Origin of the sequence: Orrella sp. 11846, assembly GCF_048820935.1 — a bacterium.
GTDB lineage: Bacteria > Pseudomonadota > Gammaproteobacteria > Burkholderiales > Burkholderiaceae_B > Algicoccus.
In genome coordinates this window covers 1-16,058 of sequence record NZ_JBMERD010000017.1, presented here as the reverse complement: position 1 = coordinate 16,058, position 16,058 = coordinate 1, and the positions used below count along the sequence as shown (strand labels likewise).

The following is a 16,058-nucleotide window of genomic DNA, read 5'->3' as shown; positions in this document are numbered from 1 at the left end:
AAAATTTACCATCAGAAGTTTCTCCACTCATCCAGTGGCAAACCTTCTGCCTTGATGGTGGCGTTGTAGGCGATGATGAAATCTGTGTGATCCTCGCGCCATTTGCGTTTTTGGTCGAGCTGTGTGAGGTCATGTTGATGGATATTGCAGGTCTGGGAAGCATTGGTTTTAGGGTTTGAAATGATTGTCCGTACGTTACTGTTCAGAGCAAGACTGGCGATCTGCTGATCTAGCATGCGTGTGTGGCGGGTGGTTTTTGTGCCCGGCATAACAATCCAAATGCGTGTTTAAACATGTGCATATTTTAATCCGCATCCTAGGCTGAGCCCTCGCGGTTGAATACATTTTTTTACCCACTTATCTACGTTGTCCATTGTCAGCAGCTGCTGGTTTGCGTCTGCGGCTTTCTCTAACGTGGTCAACAATACGCGTTGGCTCTTGAGGATGTTGCCAGTGTGTTGGGTGGTGTTTAGTTGATGTTGGTCAATAAAATATATCAATAAAAACAGAAAGTTACTGTGTTTTTGCAGTTTCTCGAGAGCATTTGATATTTATTAAAACCCCTTGTCATTTTTTGATGCATCGTATGTGAGGTTTTTTCCTCAAGAGGCAGTCATCGAGGCTGCGATATCGATTCTGTCAGGTGCAGCTGACAGTCTGAGTTGATATTGCGTAGGCACGACTGCGTGATCTGACGGAGCACCGACTGCACCTCTTGGTTTTCCTGTTTTAAAGGATCATGCGATGTTTCATCAAACAATAGCGTCTGAGTCTGAGGCGCACGAACAGACTTTTGATTTGGTTTGCCCAGCGGGTAGTCTGCCCGCGTTAAAAGCCGCAGTGGACGAGGGTGCCGATTGTGTTTATCTAGGATTTAGGGATGTGACCAATGCCCGAAACTTTGCGGGTTTAAATTTTGACCAACGCAGCATTGAACAAGGGATTCAGTACGCCCATGATCGCAACTGCAAGGTGTTGCTGGCTCTAAACACGTATGCACAACCACACGCTTGGGAGAATTGGCGTTCAGCGGTTGACCGCGCTGCTGGCATTGGAGTCGATGCCATGATTATTGCCGATGCAGGTCTGATGGCTTACGCCAGTGAACAGCATCCAGACTTACGGCTACATCTCTCAGTTCAGGGATCAGCAACGAATTACGAAGCGATTCGCTTTTATCAGAAACACTTTGGGATTTCACGTGTGGTGCTGCCGCGGGTGTTGTCGATTGCGCAGGTCGAAGATGTATGTCGCCACACAACCGTTGAAATCGAAGTCTTTGGGTTCGGTAGTTTATGCGTGATGGTGGAGGGGCGCTGCGCACTGTCTTCCTATGCAGCCGGTAAGTCGCCCAATACGCATGGTGTGTGCTCACCTGCCAAACATGTCCGTTGGCATCAAACACCCAAGGGGCTGGAGTCGCGTTTAAACGGTGTGCTCATTGACCGTTATGGCGATGAAGAAAATGCTGGGTATCCCACGCTGTGTAAAGGCCGTTTTGACGTGAATGAAGAAACGTATTACGCACTAGAAGAACCCACCAGTCTAAACACCTTGGAGCTTTTGCCACGTTTGATGGCAATGGGCGTGCGCGCGGTCAAGATTGAAGGCCGCCAGCGTAGTCCAGCTTATGTCGCTCAGGTCACGCGTGTTTGGCGCCAAGCCATCGATCAGGCCAGACAACAACAAAGCCGTTACTCGGTCCATCCAGCCTGGATGAATGAGCTTAATAAAGTCGCCGAGGGGCAACAACATACGTTAGGTGCCTATCACCGCCCCTGGAAATGAACGCTGTGTTCTGCATACTGTATTTGTAAGGAATTCTCATGAAAATTGCACTTGGACCGCTGCAGTACTACTGGCCGCGTGTGGATACTCTGGCTTTTTATGCGGATGCCGCCCAGTGGCCTGTCGACATCGTGTACCTGGGTGAAACTGTTTGTTCGCGCCGCCATGAATTGCGTTTGCAAGACTGGTTGGATATTGCTGAGTTATTAACCGATGCCGGCAAAGTTCCGATCATGTCGACTCAGGTTCTTCTGGAGTCTGGCCATGAACTTAAAACACTCCACAAAATAGTTGCAAACCCCCAGTACCTTGTACAGGCCAATGATATGGGGGCGGTGCATAAGATGGAAGGTAAGCCTTTTGTTGCGGGTCCGTTCTTAAATATTTACAACCCACCAACGCTTGATTTGATTGCCCGACTCGGTGCAGTGCGTTGGACCATGCCATTGGAAATGGGTCGTGACGGCTTGCAGCTGTTACAGCAAGCCCGAGCCCCAAGTCTGCAAACTGAAGTGTTTGTCTATGGACGTATGCCACTGGCGTTTTCTGCGCGCTGCTTTACAGCGAGGTATCGCAACTATCCCAAAGACAACTGTCAGTATGTCTGTCGAGACTATCCAGATGGTTTGCTGATGCAGACACGGGAAGCGCAAGAGTTTTTGACGATTAACGGTATTCAGACGCAATCCGCGCTGGTCTACAACTTGATTCGGGAGCTCGATGAACTGCAATCACTAGGTGTCGATGTGATCCAGCTCAGCCCCCAGTCTCAGAATATGGAGCAGGTTGTGCGAATGTTTCGTTCTGTGCTGGATGGCCAAGTGGATGCACATCAGGCTTATCAAGATCTAATGCCACTGATGCCTGCAAGACCCTGTAACGGCTTTTGGTATGGACAGGCGGGTTTGAATGAAGTGGATCCGAACCAGCATCAACTGGCATACACAGAGGCGCTTTGAGGCGTGCTGTCCGCAAGCTTTGTGAAACATAATTTTTAGGAAATATTCATGATGCAACCACTTGAAGCGCGCAAGATGCCGGGCTTTATAAGCATGGCTTCCCGGTTTGTGCGGATTCCTGTGACGCAATGCTTCGTCATGGGACTGAACTGGGTTTTGGTGAAACATTTGCCCGAGGACACATTGGAATACATCGATGGCAAGACATTACGCGTCCATGTGCTGGATATAGATTTGAAGCTGGATTACAGCTGGAATGGTCACGCGTTTGAGTCGGTCAAACTGTCTGAACAAACCCCAGATGTCACATTTGCAGCTACTGCAAAGGACTTTTACGTGCTCATGCAACGACAAGAAGATCCAGATACGTTGTTCTTTAGTAGACGTCTAATGATTGAAGGGGACACAGAACTGGGACTGATTTTAAAGAACTCCTTGGATGCCATTGATCTACAGGTACTGAAGCCACGAGCAGTCTTATCCGATACGTTCATGGGTGTAAAAACGCAACTGAGATCTCGAATGCGGCTGTGATTTGAACGGCTTGACAGACTTTTTGTTGGTGAGTGTTTTATGACAAATTGATTTAAAATTAAACTTAGATTTTGATGTTTGTTGCAACGCTAAGTTGTCAAAATCAATGTGAATACAGATTCAGATACAAAGTTGATCTGTCATAGTTAGCCTATTGAAAGACAAAAGCCCAAGCCGAGTAGTATGAGTGTTAGTTACCCAACCAGAATCATTCTGGCTTTTCGAAGTGGTGGTGTTTGTGCGTTTCCCAAATGCAGCAAGCATCTAACGCATGAATCAAAATCTGGTCGTGACATTTATGTGGGCGAGGCGGCCCATATTTGTGGTGAAAAACCAAGTGCGGCACGTTATGAAGCCTCAATGACGGATGAGCAAAGAGATAGTGTCCACAATTTGATTTATCTGTGTGCTGATCATCATATCGTCATTGATAAAGCTGAGGTTGATTGGTCTGTTTCAATGCTCCAAACGCTAAAAGCCTCGCATGAGGCAAAAGTACGAATGGCGTTAGAAGTGGCATTTGCCGATGTCGCATTTCCAGAGCTTGAAAATGCTGTGTCTTGGATTTCCAGTCAGGTTCCTGCAGGAAATGGTTCGTTTGAACTAGTTTCGCCAGAAGAGAAGATCAGAAAGAACGAGCTTTCGAATGGATCGCGACACATTATTGCTTGTGGTCTCATGTCACTTACAACGGTTTCAGACTATATCGAGGCCGAAGCACAACAGGATCCTGATTTCCCCGGACGTCTCAAAGCAGGATTTCTGGAGCATTACTGCTATCTTCGCAAGGTAGGCCATAAAAGCGATGAGCTCTTTGAATTGATGTGTGATTTTTCTCAACGAGGCATGTGCCGGCAGGCAGACCGAACGGCTGGTTTGGCGGTGTTGATTTATCTATTTGAAATTTGTGATGTTTTCGAATCATGATTCTGCCGACAAAGTATATTTCCCCAAATGAGGCTCTGATAGGTGTTGGTGCCACGATCCTTTCACATTTGAAGGAACCGATGACGGTTTCTAATCTATGGGAGAGGCTGCGCTCAGAGTCCAATGTCGGTACTTTTGAACGCTTTGTGCTTGTTTCTGATCTTCTTTACCTTATCGGAGCGATCGACATACAAGATGACTTAATTGCGAAAGCCAAATCATGATTAAGGCGGTGTGCGCTAATCGTAAAGGTTTCCATCAAGTCATATTCACCCCGGGTGTGAATCTTGTGGTTGCTGATCGTTCTATTGGGTCGAGTCAAAAAGACACCACGAACGCTTTGGGGAAATCGACTCTGATTGAAATTATTGATTTCTGCTTGGCTAGTCACGTGTCTCCCGGCAAGGGACTGCGAACTGAGAGTTTGCAGGGATGGATGTTTACGCTTGAGCTTGCGATTGGGGGTAATGATGTGGCTGTCAGTCGAGCAACGGACACACCGGGTTTTGTGGTGATCGATGGTTCAACTTCAGAATGGCCGATTCAGCCCTGTGAGAACAAGGACGGGCAACGTTGTCTGGATATCAAAAAATGGAGGTTGGTACTCGCTTGGGCGATGTTTGCGCTTGATGAAATAGCTTCGGGGCTTGCCTATAAGCCATCGGTGCGATCCTTGCTTTCGTACTTCATTCGAAATCAGGCTGCGGCTTACAACACGCCATTTAAGTATTTTGACGCTCAAAAAACTTGGGACATTCAGCTGCATAACGCATTCCTACTTGGATTGGACTGGGAAAAGGCTGCGATGTGGCAGGTACTGAAAGATCAAAAAAAGGTTTTAGATGCATTAAAAAATGCCATCAAAACAGGCGCTGTGGATGGCGAATTAGCTTCGCTCGGGGAACTCGAAGCGGAGCGGTTGCGTTTGACAACACGATTGGAGCGTGAGCGCGAGGCATTATCAAGCTTTCGTGTCCTGCCGCAATATCGCGAGATTGAAAAACAAATCAATGTTTTAACAACCGATATTCATGCGCTGGTGAATGCGAATGTCGTTGATAAGCGTCGGCTCAATCGCTATAACGAATCACTTGCCACCGAAGACGAGCCGACAAATGAGCGTCTCGAGGCACTGTACGAAGAAGCCCGGGTTGTCTTGTCAGACACAGTCAAGAAAGTACTGTCAGAAGCACGGGCTTTTAATGAAAAAATCATTTCTAATCGCCGCACATTCATTGCAAATGAGGTGTGCGCCTTGGAAGAAGCGATATCTAAACGAGACAGTCAAATTGTGTCTCTAACGGATATGCGGGCCAGTTATCTTTCGGTGTTGTCTGGTCAAGGCGCACTTGATGAGCTTACAGATTTGCAAGAACTCCATGCGGCTACGCAAGCTGGTATCCATGAATTAACAAATCGTATTTCTCAACTGCGTCAGATGACCACAAAGATCGATTCAATAAAGGTAGAAACTGTTGAACTCAAACTTGCAACCACGTTGGATTACGAAGAACGGCGAGCACTTTGGTCACAAGCGCTTCGTTTGTTTTCAGAGTTTTCTGAGTGTCTATATAAATCGCCAGGTTGCCTAGTCATCGATATTGATGATGTGGGTTACAAGTTTGATGTCGAGATTGCGGGCAGCCCTAGCGAAGGAATTTGCAAGATGAAAATATTTTGCTATGACCTGATGTTGATCTGCTTTGCGAGAAAACGCGGCTTGGGTATTGATTTTCTCATTCATGACAGCACCATCTTTGATGGTGTCGATCCAAGACAACGTGCCCATGCGCTTGAATTGGCAGCTGTCATGTCAGAGAAATATGGTTTTCAGTACATTTTTACCCTGAATTCCGACATGGTTCCGGCCAATGACTTTTCGCCAGATTTTGATTTCGAACGTCTAATTCGGATCAGGCTGACAGACACTGATGCCGGTGGGAGTCTTTTGGGATTTCGATACTGATTGAAAGTGATGACTTCTCCCACCCACATGCATACTTAAAACTTCCAACACTGATCCAGTAACGGTGTTTTGGTGACGGTGACTAACTCTTTGTCCATATAAGAGGTCGAGTCGGGATTCGGTGCATAGTGAAGTTGAGCTAGTCCCATAAAGCTCGCAAAACGATCCAGCACTCTGAGTTGATACGCGCGACTGATCACTTCTGCGGGTTCGTTGAAATGATAGTCTGATGGTGGGACTTCATGAAGAATCATGGGAAATGCATTCAAAAATGCATCTGAGTAAAACTCGATTGGCCGAGGCGTATCCCCATATTTATGCAACAGATAGATTGAAAATAATGCGGAGTGTTGTATGAATGCGAATTCCGCATGGCCATCCTGGTAACCCCAGTTATATTTTCTCAAGCTTGTTTTAAGGATGAAGGGATAGAGTTCCGCACCTTCATGTTTGGTGAGGAGGTTGCGGCACTTCTGGCTGAGTATGAATTTACCTTTGTACTTTCGGATCAGACCCGCGAGTTCTGCGACAACGCGCACGGTATTTAGCTCTTGGAAGTCGGCTTCCGTGTTGATAGGGCCGATCCATCCGTGTTTCATGTGTGAAAATTTCTCTCGATAAAGCGGAACTAAACTACGGCAAAGGTTTCTGGGTAGATTGCCTGTGGCCGTGGGTTTAAGTCCTTTTTCACCGATGGCTTCAATCAGTTGTGCAAACAACCAGAAAAAAGGTGTGTCCTGACAGTCTGCGAGTGGGACTCGATCTTGAAATTCAACAAGCTCAGGGCAATCAAACGGCATATGCAGAACTTTGTGCATTTGCTCGGGTGAAAGCCCATGAAACTCTTCAGGGGCTTGGTGATTTTGTTGATTCATAAAGGCTTGCGCAAACGCTTGTAATTCTTCGAGCGTGTCAAAAGATTGGTTTTGTAGGGCTTCTTCAAGCGCTTGTGCGACGGGATGTTTGCTGCTGGACATGGTTGAACCCCCTAAAAAAACTAAGATTGCGTGGCTTTGCCAGTTATGAGATGGTGTTAGGCGTGTAATAGACTGGCTGGTTTACTTGGTTATTCGCTTGACTCTATATTTTTGCATCATGCGTTGGCGATTTTTTTGTTCACCAAAAACGGAATTGCACCCAAGAAAACACTGACCATGCCCGCCATAAACCCGAGTCGATATTCGCCTGAATAATCGTACAGGAAGCCCGAGGCCCATGCACCCGTTGCTGAGCCTAAAGTACCTAACGCAGAGATCGTGCCATAAATCGTAGCGTGTGCGGATCCTGCATATAGTCTTGTGCAGATGACAGACACGATAGGTCCGCGCACACCTTGCGATAAACCAAACGTCAACACATAAAGCCACAAGATGATAGGACTGTGCTTGTAAGACAAGATGTAAATGAAGACTGTGCCGATGAACGTTAACAAGAATGAAAATGTCACAACGTTGCGGTTGCCAAAGTGATGCAGTAGCCAACCAATTGACACCATGCCAAACACAGACAGCATGCCCGTGATACCAAAGGCAGCCGCCGCATGGGTCGCACTAAACCCATGATCGACTAAAAAGATAATGGCTTGCACCATCACCACAAACACCGCAAAAGACGCAAAAAACACGACAACTACTAGTGACCAAAAATCAGGAGTTTTCATGGCGGATTTTAGAAGTGCTGTGCGCTTTTGACTTTGGTCGGATTCAGCCTTGACCGGTTGGTAGTCAGGAGAGCCTGCTTTGATGCGATTCCAGGGCAACAGAAACGTGAACGGAACGCAAATCAGTAAGATTGCACCCAACACTTCATAGCCGGCTCGCCAACCTTCAGTGCTGATCATGTATTGAGAAAAAGGCACGATCAGTAAATTGCCTGCACCAAATCCGGCGTAGGCGATGCCGATGGCTGTGCTGGTGCCTTTTTGATACCAACGACCAATCAATGCAGATGCAGGAATCATCCCTAACGCGGAGACAGAAATCCCACTGAGAACGCCCACCAACAGATAGAGTTGCCAAAGCTCAGTCAGATGGCTTGCGAGCAAATAAGCACAGCCCATGATGATGAGCCCGCTTCTGTACACAATGCGAGGTCCAAATCGATCAAAAATGACACCCACCAACGGGGCAGCTAATGCACTGGCCAGCATGTAAAACGAATAGACACTGGCTGTGGCCGTGCGAGTCCATTCGTATTCACGATCCAGTGGCACCAGAAAGGCCATGTAAGTATTGCCAACACCACGACCCAGAAAGTTGAAGACAAACGCCAGCGCAACGACAAGTATGGCGATTTTGTAATTAGAGGCCTGTTGGCGTTGTGCGTCTGTCATTCGGACCTCGGCGTTTTGAGCGGGTAATTAGATTCGAAGAACCTGATCATTGTTCAGGAGCTCTTACATGTTCATCATACAAGCAAAAGACAGATGTGGCTTTCTAGAGGGTAGTGGCACTTCAAAGCAGTTTTGTGTATTTCAGTCGTTTGTAAGAGTCGTTAGATGCCAGTTAGCGTATTTGGATCACAATAAAAACCCCGCTGATTTGATGGCACTACAACGTTCGTTGCATCAAAAAGTTGTGCAGCTCAGAACCGTTGCGCACGACTGTTTCTTGACGTATCTCTTCAAACCCTCGTTTTGTAAAAAATGACTTGGCCGCTAGGCTGCTATGTACTTGAAGTTGCTGCAGGTGTAGTGTCTGAGCCTCTTGAATGAGTGTGTCATATAGTTGACGACCAATACCCTGATGCGCGTAATCCGGGTGACAGTAGAAGCAGTCGATATAACCATTCTGATCTTCTGTGCGCAATTCAATAAAACCCATCGGTTCATCCTGTGCGTCCACAGCGACAAAGACCGAATAGTGTTCGGTGAGACGTGCTAAAAATTGATGAGCCGTCATGGGCGCAGGACTCCATGCCGCGACCTGTGTGTGCGTATAGTGTTGTGGTGCAGTCGAATGTACTGCCAGATGAAGGAGCACCGTCAATGATGATGTGTCTGAGGGCATCAGTGATCGGATTGAAATGCAGGGCATCAGTTCGCTTTATCCAGACTATAAAAGGGGACTTCCAGCATAATGATATCAATATGTTATGTGATCCTTGCCTGTAAAATGAGAAACTGTGATCAAGATGGCTTTTTATTGAATCAATGCAAACTGTTCGCCTTTTAGAGCGCTCAGGGCTATGCTTAGTGGTGAGCTAAACAACATCAGGCCATAAGCTAGGTGTTAGATGCATGTGGCAAAAACCATGAACGAAAGGACGTGCAAAATGGCAGATGTACCTGTGATAACGCAGGATCAACCTCAGCAGGCGCTACTGAGTAAGCTGATTGAGCTCATGATTTCTTTGTCTGGGCAGCGCGATATTGCGCTTCTCTATGTGCAAATTATCGAGGCCGCGCAACGTTTGACGGGTGCCCAGGGTGGCACACTTTACACCGTTGACCATCACGAAGATCCGCCCTGTTTGCGCTTTGAAGTTGTGAACAACACTGAGCTTGGCGTCTACATGGGGGCAGGCAGTGAACAGCCTGTGACGTTTGCGCCGGTGCCTTTATATCTGCCGGAAGGTACACCCAACAAGCAACATGTGTGTGCATATACGTTTCATAGTGGGCGTGCGACCCGTTTGCCAGACGTGTATGAAGCACGAGACTTTGATTTTTCTGGTACCCGTCAATTTGATCAAAGTACCGGTTATCGCTCAAAGTCCATGTTTACGCTGCCACTGATTAATCATGAAGGTGATGTCATTGGCGTCTTGCAGCTTTTGAATGCGCAAGACCCCACAACCGGTGAAGTGATTCCGTTTGGTGATGAGATGGAAGCGGCAGTAGGTGCTTTGGCTTCGGCAGCTGCCATCACTTTAAATAATCAGATTCTTCTGAAAGGCCACAAAGATTTGCTCGATGCGTTTGTACAGGTCATTGCACAAGCGATTGATGCCAAATCTGCACACACTTCAGGACATTGTCAGCGCGTACCGCATCTGACCAGTTTGCTGGCACAGGCGGCTTGCGATGCCACCGAAGGCCCGTTGGTTGATTTCTCTCTGACGGAAGACGAGTGGTATGAATTGCATGTTGCCTCTTGGTTACATGATTGCGGCAAGCTGTCGACACCCGATACGCTACTGGACAAAGCCACCAAATTACAGCTGTTAACTGATAGTATCGAAACCATTAAAGCGCGGTTTGCAGCGCTGATTGCGCAGACTCAGCTCAATGCGGATGATCCGCGCTCGCCTGAAGTGCAGGCTCAGGTAGAGCAACTGCAAGCGGACTGTGTTTTTTTAGAAAAGTGCAATTTGGGTGCTGAGTTTATGCGTGAAGAAGATCAGGCTCGGGTTAAAGAAATTGCGACTCACACATGGGTAGATGTGCATGGCCAAGAGCAACCGATTCTGACACCTGACGAAGTGTCACTGCTCTGTATTTCCCGTGGAACGTTGAGCGCTCAGGAGCGAGAGCGAATCAATGACCATATTGTGGTCACAATCAATATGTTGGAGGCTTTGCCATTTCCTCGTTCCTTGCAACGAGTCCCTGAGTATGCCGGGGGGCATCATGAGCGCGTCGATGGTCGTGGTTACCCAAAAGGGTTGCGTGGCGAAGAGATGTCTTGGCCTGCCAGGATGATGGCAATTGCCGACGTGTTTGAGGCTTTAACGGCGCAAGACCGCCCTTATAAAGAGCCCATGAAACTGTCACAAGCTTTGTCTATTTTGCGTAATATGGCGCAGACCGGACATTTGGATCCCGATCTTTATCAGCTCTTTATTGAGCACGGCGTCTGGCTTAAATATGCCGATGAGTATTTGCAGGCTGCTCAGATTGATGTGAGCGATGCGTCTGAATACGCGCTGACGAGCACCCCTGATCAATGATTGACGATTAATGAGTGATAAGCAACGAATGAGAAGATTCTTTAGTTGCGTTGCTCAATAACCACCACTTTTCCAGTCGGGCGTGATGCCTTCAATGGGAACACGAATCACTTTTGTCTCGATATTACCGTCTTCTCTTAAGCTCAATTGACGATATCCGGGGGGCACATCATCAAGTGCAAAATTGGCGCTATTGACGGCGAATTGAATCGACGTGGCAGGTGTGGATAAAAGTCGCACAGGGGCTCGGCGCGCACCGAATGCGTACACACTGTCAAAAGCTTGGTGAACATGACCCCAAGTGATGGCCTTAATGTTGGCAAAACGTCCCACTAAGGTCATTAATTGATCTGCATTGTCGATCATCATTGGGTCGAGCCAAGTGCTGCCCATTGGAATGGGGTTGTGATGAACCGCGAGCAATACATGACGGTCAGGTGATTGCTGACAGCTTTGTTCGATGAGTTGCAACTGATCTTCATGTAGCGTGCCTGCGTTGGAGCGGCGGATGCTGGAGTCCAGACAAATAATTCGCCAAGTGCCGATGTCTGTGACTGGTTCGCACCAGCTCTGTGGAAGAATGGATTGCATGAGGGCGGGATCGTCGTGATTGCCGGGTATTGCGCGAATTTCTGGAGCGATGTCTTGAAAAAGGCTTTCTAGACGTGCATACACTTGGGCGTGCCCACTTTGAGCGAGATCACCACTTAACAGTAAGAGGTCTGGTTCGGATGGGTGAGTTTTGATATGCGCCAGCACACCCATCAGGGTTTTCTCGGTCTCGACACCGAGTAGTTTCCCCTGTAGGTTCTCAAAAAGGTGAGGATCTGTCAGCTGAATGATTTCGACACTTTTTTGATCGATTGCTTGTTGATTTTTTTGTGTTGGCATAAGTCTAAAAGCTTTTGAATGGACTCTCGCATCAGCATATTAGATGCAATGTCGTTAGGTTGCCATAGAATGGTACTTAGCGACTAAGAATTTGGTTACTTAGATAAGTTTTTATTTTTCAAAAGTGTAGACACAGTTTCCATGCCATTGACGTTCATAAAGCCCTTTATTTCTTGTTTAACTGTTGTGGTGCTAAGTGCCGTGTCTGCGAGCAGTCTGGCACAAACAACGCTCTCAAAAAACGATGAACAACAATTAAAAAAAGCACGTGAGTTTCTGGATGCGGGGCAGGGCGCGGCCGCCTTGAAGCAGCTCGAGCCTCTTGAGATGAAACTAGCCGGTGAACCGGCATTTGATGATGTCTATGGACGCGCTGCGTTGGCCACAAACCAGCCATCGATCGCTTTATTTGCGCTTGAGCGGTGTCTTGAGGTTGATCCCAACCGTGTGTCCTGTCAGCTTTCGATGAGCAAGGCGTATATTGCATTAAATGACCCAGACAATGCGCGCAGTTATTTGCATTCCTTGCGTGCGCACCCTGATACCGCGGTTCAACAAACAGTGAGTGAATATGCCGACATGATTGGTGGCATGGCGACTCAGGACTCAGACACGCGCCTGTCGTCTTATCTTCAGTTCGGCATTGGGTTTGATACGAATATCAATGCAGTCACGTCGCAAGAGAACATGCTGATTCCAGGCTTAGGTCCTGGCATGATGCGTCTGAGACCTGAAAACAAGCGTAAAGAAAGTGGCTTTGCGTCTGCACGTTACAGCCTGCGCTATTCGACACCCCTCGGAGAAGGCTGGCGCTTTCTTACGCAGATGGATTTGTCCGGTACTGGAAACTTTGAGACGAGTGACTTTAATACCCTAGTGGGTGATCTCAGTGTTGGGGTTTCCAAACAAATCGACAGCCATCGGTTTGTCGTGAAATTACTCGCACAAAACTATCGGTTGCGAGGTGACAGCTACCGTAATACAGTGGGTATGCTGGGGCAATATACGTATTCGTTGTCGAATAACTCAGAAATCGGTGCCTGGGCTCAGTACACACGCTTGAACTACAGCAGCACCACACAAAACCCTAATAACGGTCTGCGTAACGCGCATCGGTATGTGGGTGGCCTCACTTGGTGGCAAGGTGTGTTGAATGACAGAGGGCTTGTGTATGCCAACGTGTATGGTGGTGCCCAAGAGACCGTCAACCAAGGACCTCTAGCAAAACATTACAGTTTTGATCTGGTTGGTGCGCGTCTAGGGATTCGGTATCTGGCGATGCCGCAATTGCAACTGAATGCGAGCTTCGGGATTGAAGATCGGCATTATCGAGGCCAGAATCCTTTATTTCTTAAAAGTCGCCAAGAAACTTTCTATGACGTCAGCTTGGGAGCAACTTGGTCAATTAACCGAAAACTCTCGATTCGTCCTCAATACAACTACAACAAGAGCAGTTCGAACATGCCGTTGTACCAGTATGACCGCCATGTTTTTAGCATCAATTTGAGATACGAACTGTTTTGAAGCGATTGGATCGCCTCAGTGAAATAAAGAATGGGTGACCTTATGTGGATTCAAAAACGCTTAATGACTGTGCTCATCGGCTCAATCGTGGTGACGGCCGGTGCATACGCGCAAACAGACCCCGCAGCTACAGTGCATTTTGTGCGCGGTGATGTCACGGCGATTATGTCAGGGCAAGCTGATCGCGCACTTCAGAAGTCAGACCGGATTTACCGCAAAGAACGTATTGAAACGGGTGATCAATCTCGTATTCAGATGCGATTTACGGATGGCGGTTTAGTCTCGTTAATGGCTGACTCTGTCTTTGTAGTGGAAGACTATTTTTACAAAGAAGGGGAAACCGAGACGGCGATCTTTGGTTTGCTCAAAGGCGGATTACGTACAGTTTCAGGCGCAATTGGTAAAGTCCGTCATGAAGACTATCAACTCAAAACACCGGTTGCCACACTGGGGATTCGAGGCACACAATACACCGCTGTTTTATTTCCTGCAGATACGTTACGGGTTCATGTGGGTGAAGGACGAATCGTTTTGACCAACGATCACGGATCGTTGGACGTGCCGTCTGGCCATAGTGCTGAAGTCACGTTTGAAACAGCACCTCGTTTGTCTGAGGAGCCACCAGTTGATCTTGGCTTGGCACCCGCTTCTTCGCCTTCATCGTCTCCTTCGTCCTCACCATCAGCCCCAGCCTTGGCACAAGGTTTGGATAGTGACGGTGCAATGGGCACACAAAATGATCATCAAGATATCGTCAGTACCGACGGCATGATGATCCAAGACTTTGTGACCAGTGTGAGTGATCCGGGGACATTGCCAGGTTTTGATCCAACAGGGCCAACAGAAGGAGAATATCTACCCGGTTACGAGGGAGAATATCCACCCGGTTACGAGGGAGAATATCCACCTGGCTATGAGGGAGAGTATCCACCTGGCTATGAGGGAGAGTATCCACCTGGGTACGAGCACTGATACGACAGTCTAATAGCTTAGTCGTTATGGCGCGGCCTTTTGGCTACAAAAGTGTGAAGCGGCGTATCAAGCGACGCGCATTGTGTGTAGAACTGCCGGAACAAACAGCCCTCTCAAGAGATTCAGGTTTTCGGTGTTTAGTCTGTCTGTGGGCGATGTCGGTGCCGATGTCTCCTGATAGATCGGCTAACACTGTGTCGTCGTGGGGTGCCCTGCAAAATTATTAGTTGTGTGGCGACGATTATCGCAATACGATAGGCGTATTCGGGTTGTGCTCGTGTTTGTTTTCTGATCACACAAAAGGCGCGGCGTTCGGATCTGATGTGCGCGCTTGAATAGCCACTGTGTCACGCGAACCCTGCATTAAAAGTTATCTATTTATCCTCAATACAACAGCCAATTAGATCTAATTGGCTGTTGCATCACTAACATGATTTCAGTACCAATTTAATCAGAAGTAAGCTGTTTTGAAGCGATACGGTTGCTCTCGTAGATAAAGAGTAGGGAAACCTGATGTGGATAAGAAAGCGCTTGATGACTGTGCTCATCGGCTCAGTTGTTGTGACGGCCGGTGCATATGCACAAACAGACCCCGCAGCCACGGTGCATTTTGTGCGCGGCGATGTGACGGCAATTGCCTCAGGTCAGGTGTAAGCGTTGCCGCATCGGCGTGATGGTGCTACGCGTTAGAAAGCATCAAACTGTTGGGCATGATCAACTTTTATTTGTTTTAGAACATGTCCGCAAAAAAACTACAAACCCCTCAAGTCCGCAGCTACGACGAATGGTGCACGCTGGTGCACCAATACAAAGCAGAAAACACCACCATCAAAGCCTTTTGTCAGCAAAGAAAGATTGCGTATTCCACCTTTTGCAAGTGGCTATCTAAATTGCGTAAAAGCAGTGTGACCTCACAGCCTAGTCTGAACAATGCCATTCAGTCTGAAGCGCAGCCCAAGTCATCTGATTTTTTAGACATTGGTGCAATTAATTTAAACCAGTCATCGAGTCTGGAGTTACGGCTGGATCTTGGAGATGGCGTGGTTCTCACGCTGTCACGCCGCTGATGTTCTTTCCTGAAGGCAACATCCAGGTTCACCTTTACGGTCAGCCTGTCGATATGCGCAAGTCCTTTGATGGTCTGTACGCCATGGTCCGGCATGCGATGCAGCTGAATCCGCTGTCTGGCGCACTGTTTGTGTTTATCAATCGACGCGCCAATCAGATGAAGGTTCTGTACTGGGATCGAACCGGTTTCTGTATCTGGGCCAAACGGTTGGAGCGTGGCCGGTTTATTTCAAACTGGAATGAGATCACGTCTAGGGAGATTGATTGGACGGCTTTAAAGCTACTTCTGGAAGGCATTGAGCCCAAGCGTCAGAAGTTGCGATTCCGACTCCCAAAGGTCTAGGAAATAATGATCAAAACAGCAGAAAATAACGCATAAAACTCTTTCAAAAACAAGGAGATAATGGTATAATTTAGCTCATGAGTTCAGCGCAAAACACCGTCCCAACCGATTCGGTTTCCGGCACATTCGTGACCCAGGAACAGGTGGCTGAACTCGTGCAATCAAACCAACTTTTACAGCAGCAGGTTGAGGCACT

General features: G+C 47.7%; 16 protein-coding genes. 11 read left to right on the top strand and 5 right to left on the bottom strand.

The features are described from left to right. Nucleotides 1-11: 11 nt before the first annotated feature. Nucleotides 12-269, bottom strand: a complete 258-nt coding sequence (locus tag ACOI06_RS12355; RefSeq protein WP_420662898.1) for a type II toxin-antitoxin system CcdA family antitoxin — start codon at nt 267-269, stop codon at nt 12-14. A gap of 475 nt (nt 270-744) precedes the next feature. On the opposite strand from ACOI06_RS12355, the gene ubiU reads away from it, so the two are divergent. The 6 genes from ubiU (at nt 745) to ACOI06_RS12325 (ending at nt 6,174) form a co-directional block, all read left to right on the top strand. Then, nucleotides 745-1,788: a ubiquinone anaerobic biosynthesis protein UbiU gene (gene ubiU, locus ACOI06_RS12350; protein WP_420662897.1), complete on the top strand. Its 1,044-nt coding sequence runs from the start codon at nt 745-747 to the stop codon at nt 1,786-1,788. Between the two features lie 38 nt (nt 1,789-1,826). After that, complete coding sequence (ubiV, locus tag ACOI06_RS12345; RefSeq protein WP_420662896.1) at nt 1,827-2,747, top strand: ubiquinone anaerobic biosynthesis protein UbiV; 921 nt, start codon at nt 1,827-1,829, stop codon at nt 2,745-2,747. A 48-nt stretch (nt 2,748-2,795) separates the two neighbouring features. Then, nucleotides 2,796-3,281, top strand: coding sequence for a ubiquinone anaerobic biosynthesis accessory factor UbiT (gene ubiT, locus ACOI06_RS12340; RefSeq protein WP_420662895.1), 486 nt, complete (start codon nt 2,796-2,798; stop codon nt 3,279-3,281). Nucleotides 3,282-3,581: 300 nt separating this feature from the next. Continuing rightward, on the top strand, nt 3,582-4,208 hold the full coding sequence (locus ACOI06_RS12335) for an HNH endonuclease (RefSeq protein ID WP_420662894.1): 627 nt from the start codon (nt 3,582-3,584) through the stop codon (nt 4,206-4,208). Next, a complete protein-coding gene (locus ACOI06_RS12330; RefSeq protein WP_420662893.1) occupies nt 4,205-4,432 on the top strand; it encodes an ABC-three component system middle component 6 in 228 nt (75 codons plus the stop codon). The genes ACOI06_RS12335 and ACOI06_RS12330 overlap by 4 nt, the downstream gene beginning before the upstream one ends. Continuing rightward, nucleotides 4,429-6,174, top strand: coding sequence for a DUF2326 domain-containing protein (locus ACOI06_RS12325; protein WP_420662892.1), 1,746 nt, complete (start codon nt 4,429-4,431; stop codon nt 6,172-6,174). Before ACOI06_RS12330 ends, ACOI06_RS12325 begins: the two co-directional genes overlap by 4 nt. A 35-nt stretch (nt 6,175-6,209) precedes the next feature. Here ACOI06_RS12325 and ACOI06_RS12320 read toward each other — a convergent pair whose 3' ends face one another. The 3 genes from ACOI06_RS12320 to ACOI06_RS12310 form a co-directional block, all read right to left on the bottom strand. Continuing rightward, the gene (locus ACOI06_RS12320; protein ID WP_420662891.1) at nt 6,210-7,151 is read right to left on the bottom strand and encodes a hypothetical protein; all 942 of its coding nucleotides are present in this window, start codon (nt 7,149-7,151) and stop codon (nt 6,210-6,212) included. 116 nt (nt 7,152-7,267) lie between these two features. Beyond that, nucleotides 7,268-8,506, bottom strand: a complete 1,239-nt coding sequence (locus ACOI06_RS12315) for an MFS transporter (protein WP_420662890.1) — start codon at nt 8,504-8,506, stop codon at nt 7,268-7,270. Between the two features lie 217 nt (nt 8,507-8,723). Continuing rightward, nucleotides 8,724-9,182, bottom strand: a complete 459-nt coding sequence (locus ACOI06_RS12310) for a GNAT family N-acetyltransferase (RefSeq protein ID WP_420662929.1) — start codon at nt 9,180-9,182, stop codon at nt 8,724-8,726. A 265-nt stretch (nt 9,183-9,447) separates the two neighbouring features. Here ACOI06_RS12310 and ACOI06_RS12305 point away from each other — a divergent pair, with 265 nt between their 5' ends. Beyond that, complete coding sequence (locus ACOI06_RS12305) at nt 9,448-11,064, top strand: HD domain-containing phosphohydrolase (RefSeq protein ID WP_420662889.1); 1,617 nt, start codon at nt 9,448-9,450, stop codon at nt 11,062-11,064. A 54-nt stretch (nt 11,065-11,118) separates the two neighbouring features. Here the strand turns inward: ACOI06_RS12305 and cpdA are convergent, their stop codons facing one another. Then, nucleotides 11,119-11,955 (bottom strand): 3',5'-cyclic-AMP phosphodiesterase, encoded by an 837-nt coding sequence (gene cpdA / locus ACOI06_RS12300; protein WP_420662888.1) that lies wholly within the window; start codon nt 11,953-11,955, stop codon nt 11,119-11,121. A gap of 201 nt (nt 11,956-12,156) precedes the next feature. On the opposite strand from cpdA, the gene ACOI06_RS12295 reads away from it, so the two are divergent. The 4 genes from ACOI06_RS12295 (at nt 12,157) to tnpB (ending at nt 15,862) form a co-directional block, all read left to right on the top strand. Next, nucleotides 12,157-13,479, top strand: coding sequence for a surface lipoprotein assembly modifier (locus ACOI06_RS12295; protein WP_420662887.1), 1,323 nt, complete (start codon nt 12,157-12,159; stop codon nt 13,477-13,479). A gap of 30 nt (nt 13,480-13,509) precedes the next feature. Continuing rightward, a complete protein-coding gene (locus ACOI06_RS12290) occupies nt 13,510-14,451 on the top strand; it encodes a FecR family protein (RefSeq protein ID WP_420662886.1) in 942 nt (313 codons plus the stop codon). 737 nt (nt 14,452-15,188) lie between these two features. Then, nucleotides 15,189-15,518, top strand: coding sequence for an IS66 family insertion sequence element accessory protein TnpA (tnpA, locus tag ACOI06_RS12285; RefSeq protein ID WP_420662885.1), 330 nt, complete (start codon nt 15,189-15,191; stop codon nt 15,516-15,518). Beyond that, on the top strand, nt 15,518-15,862 hold the full coding sequence (tnpB, locus tag ACOI06_RS12280; protein WP_420662884.1) for an IS66 family insertion sequence element accessory protein TnpB: 345 nt from the start codon (nt 15,518-15,520) through the stop codon (nt 15,860-15,862). Before tnpA ends, tnpB begins: the two co-directional genes overlap by 1 nt. Nucleotides 15,863-16,058 lie beyond the last annotated feature (196 nt).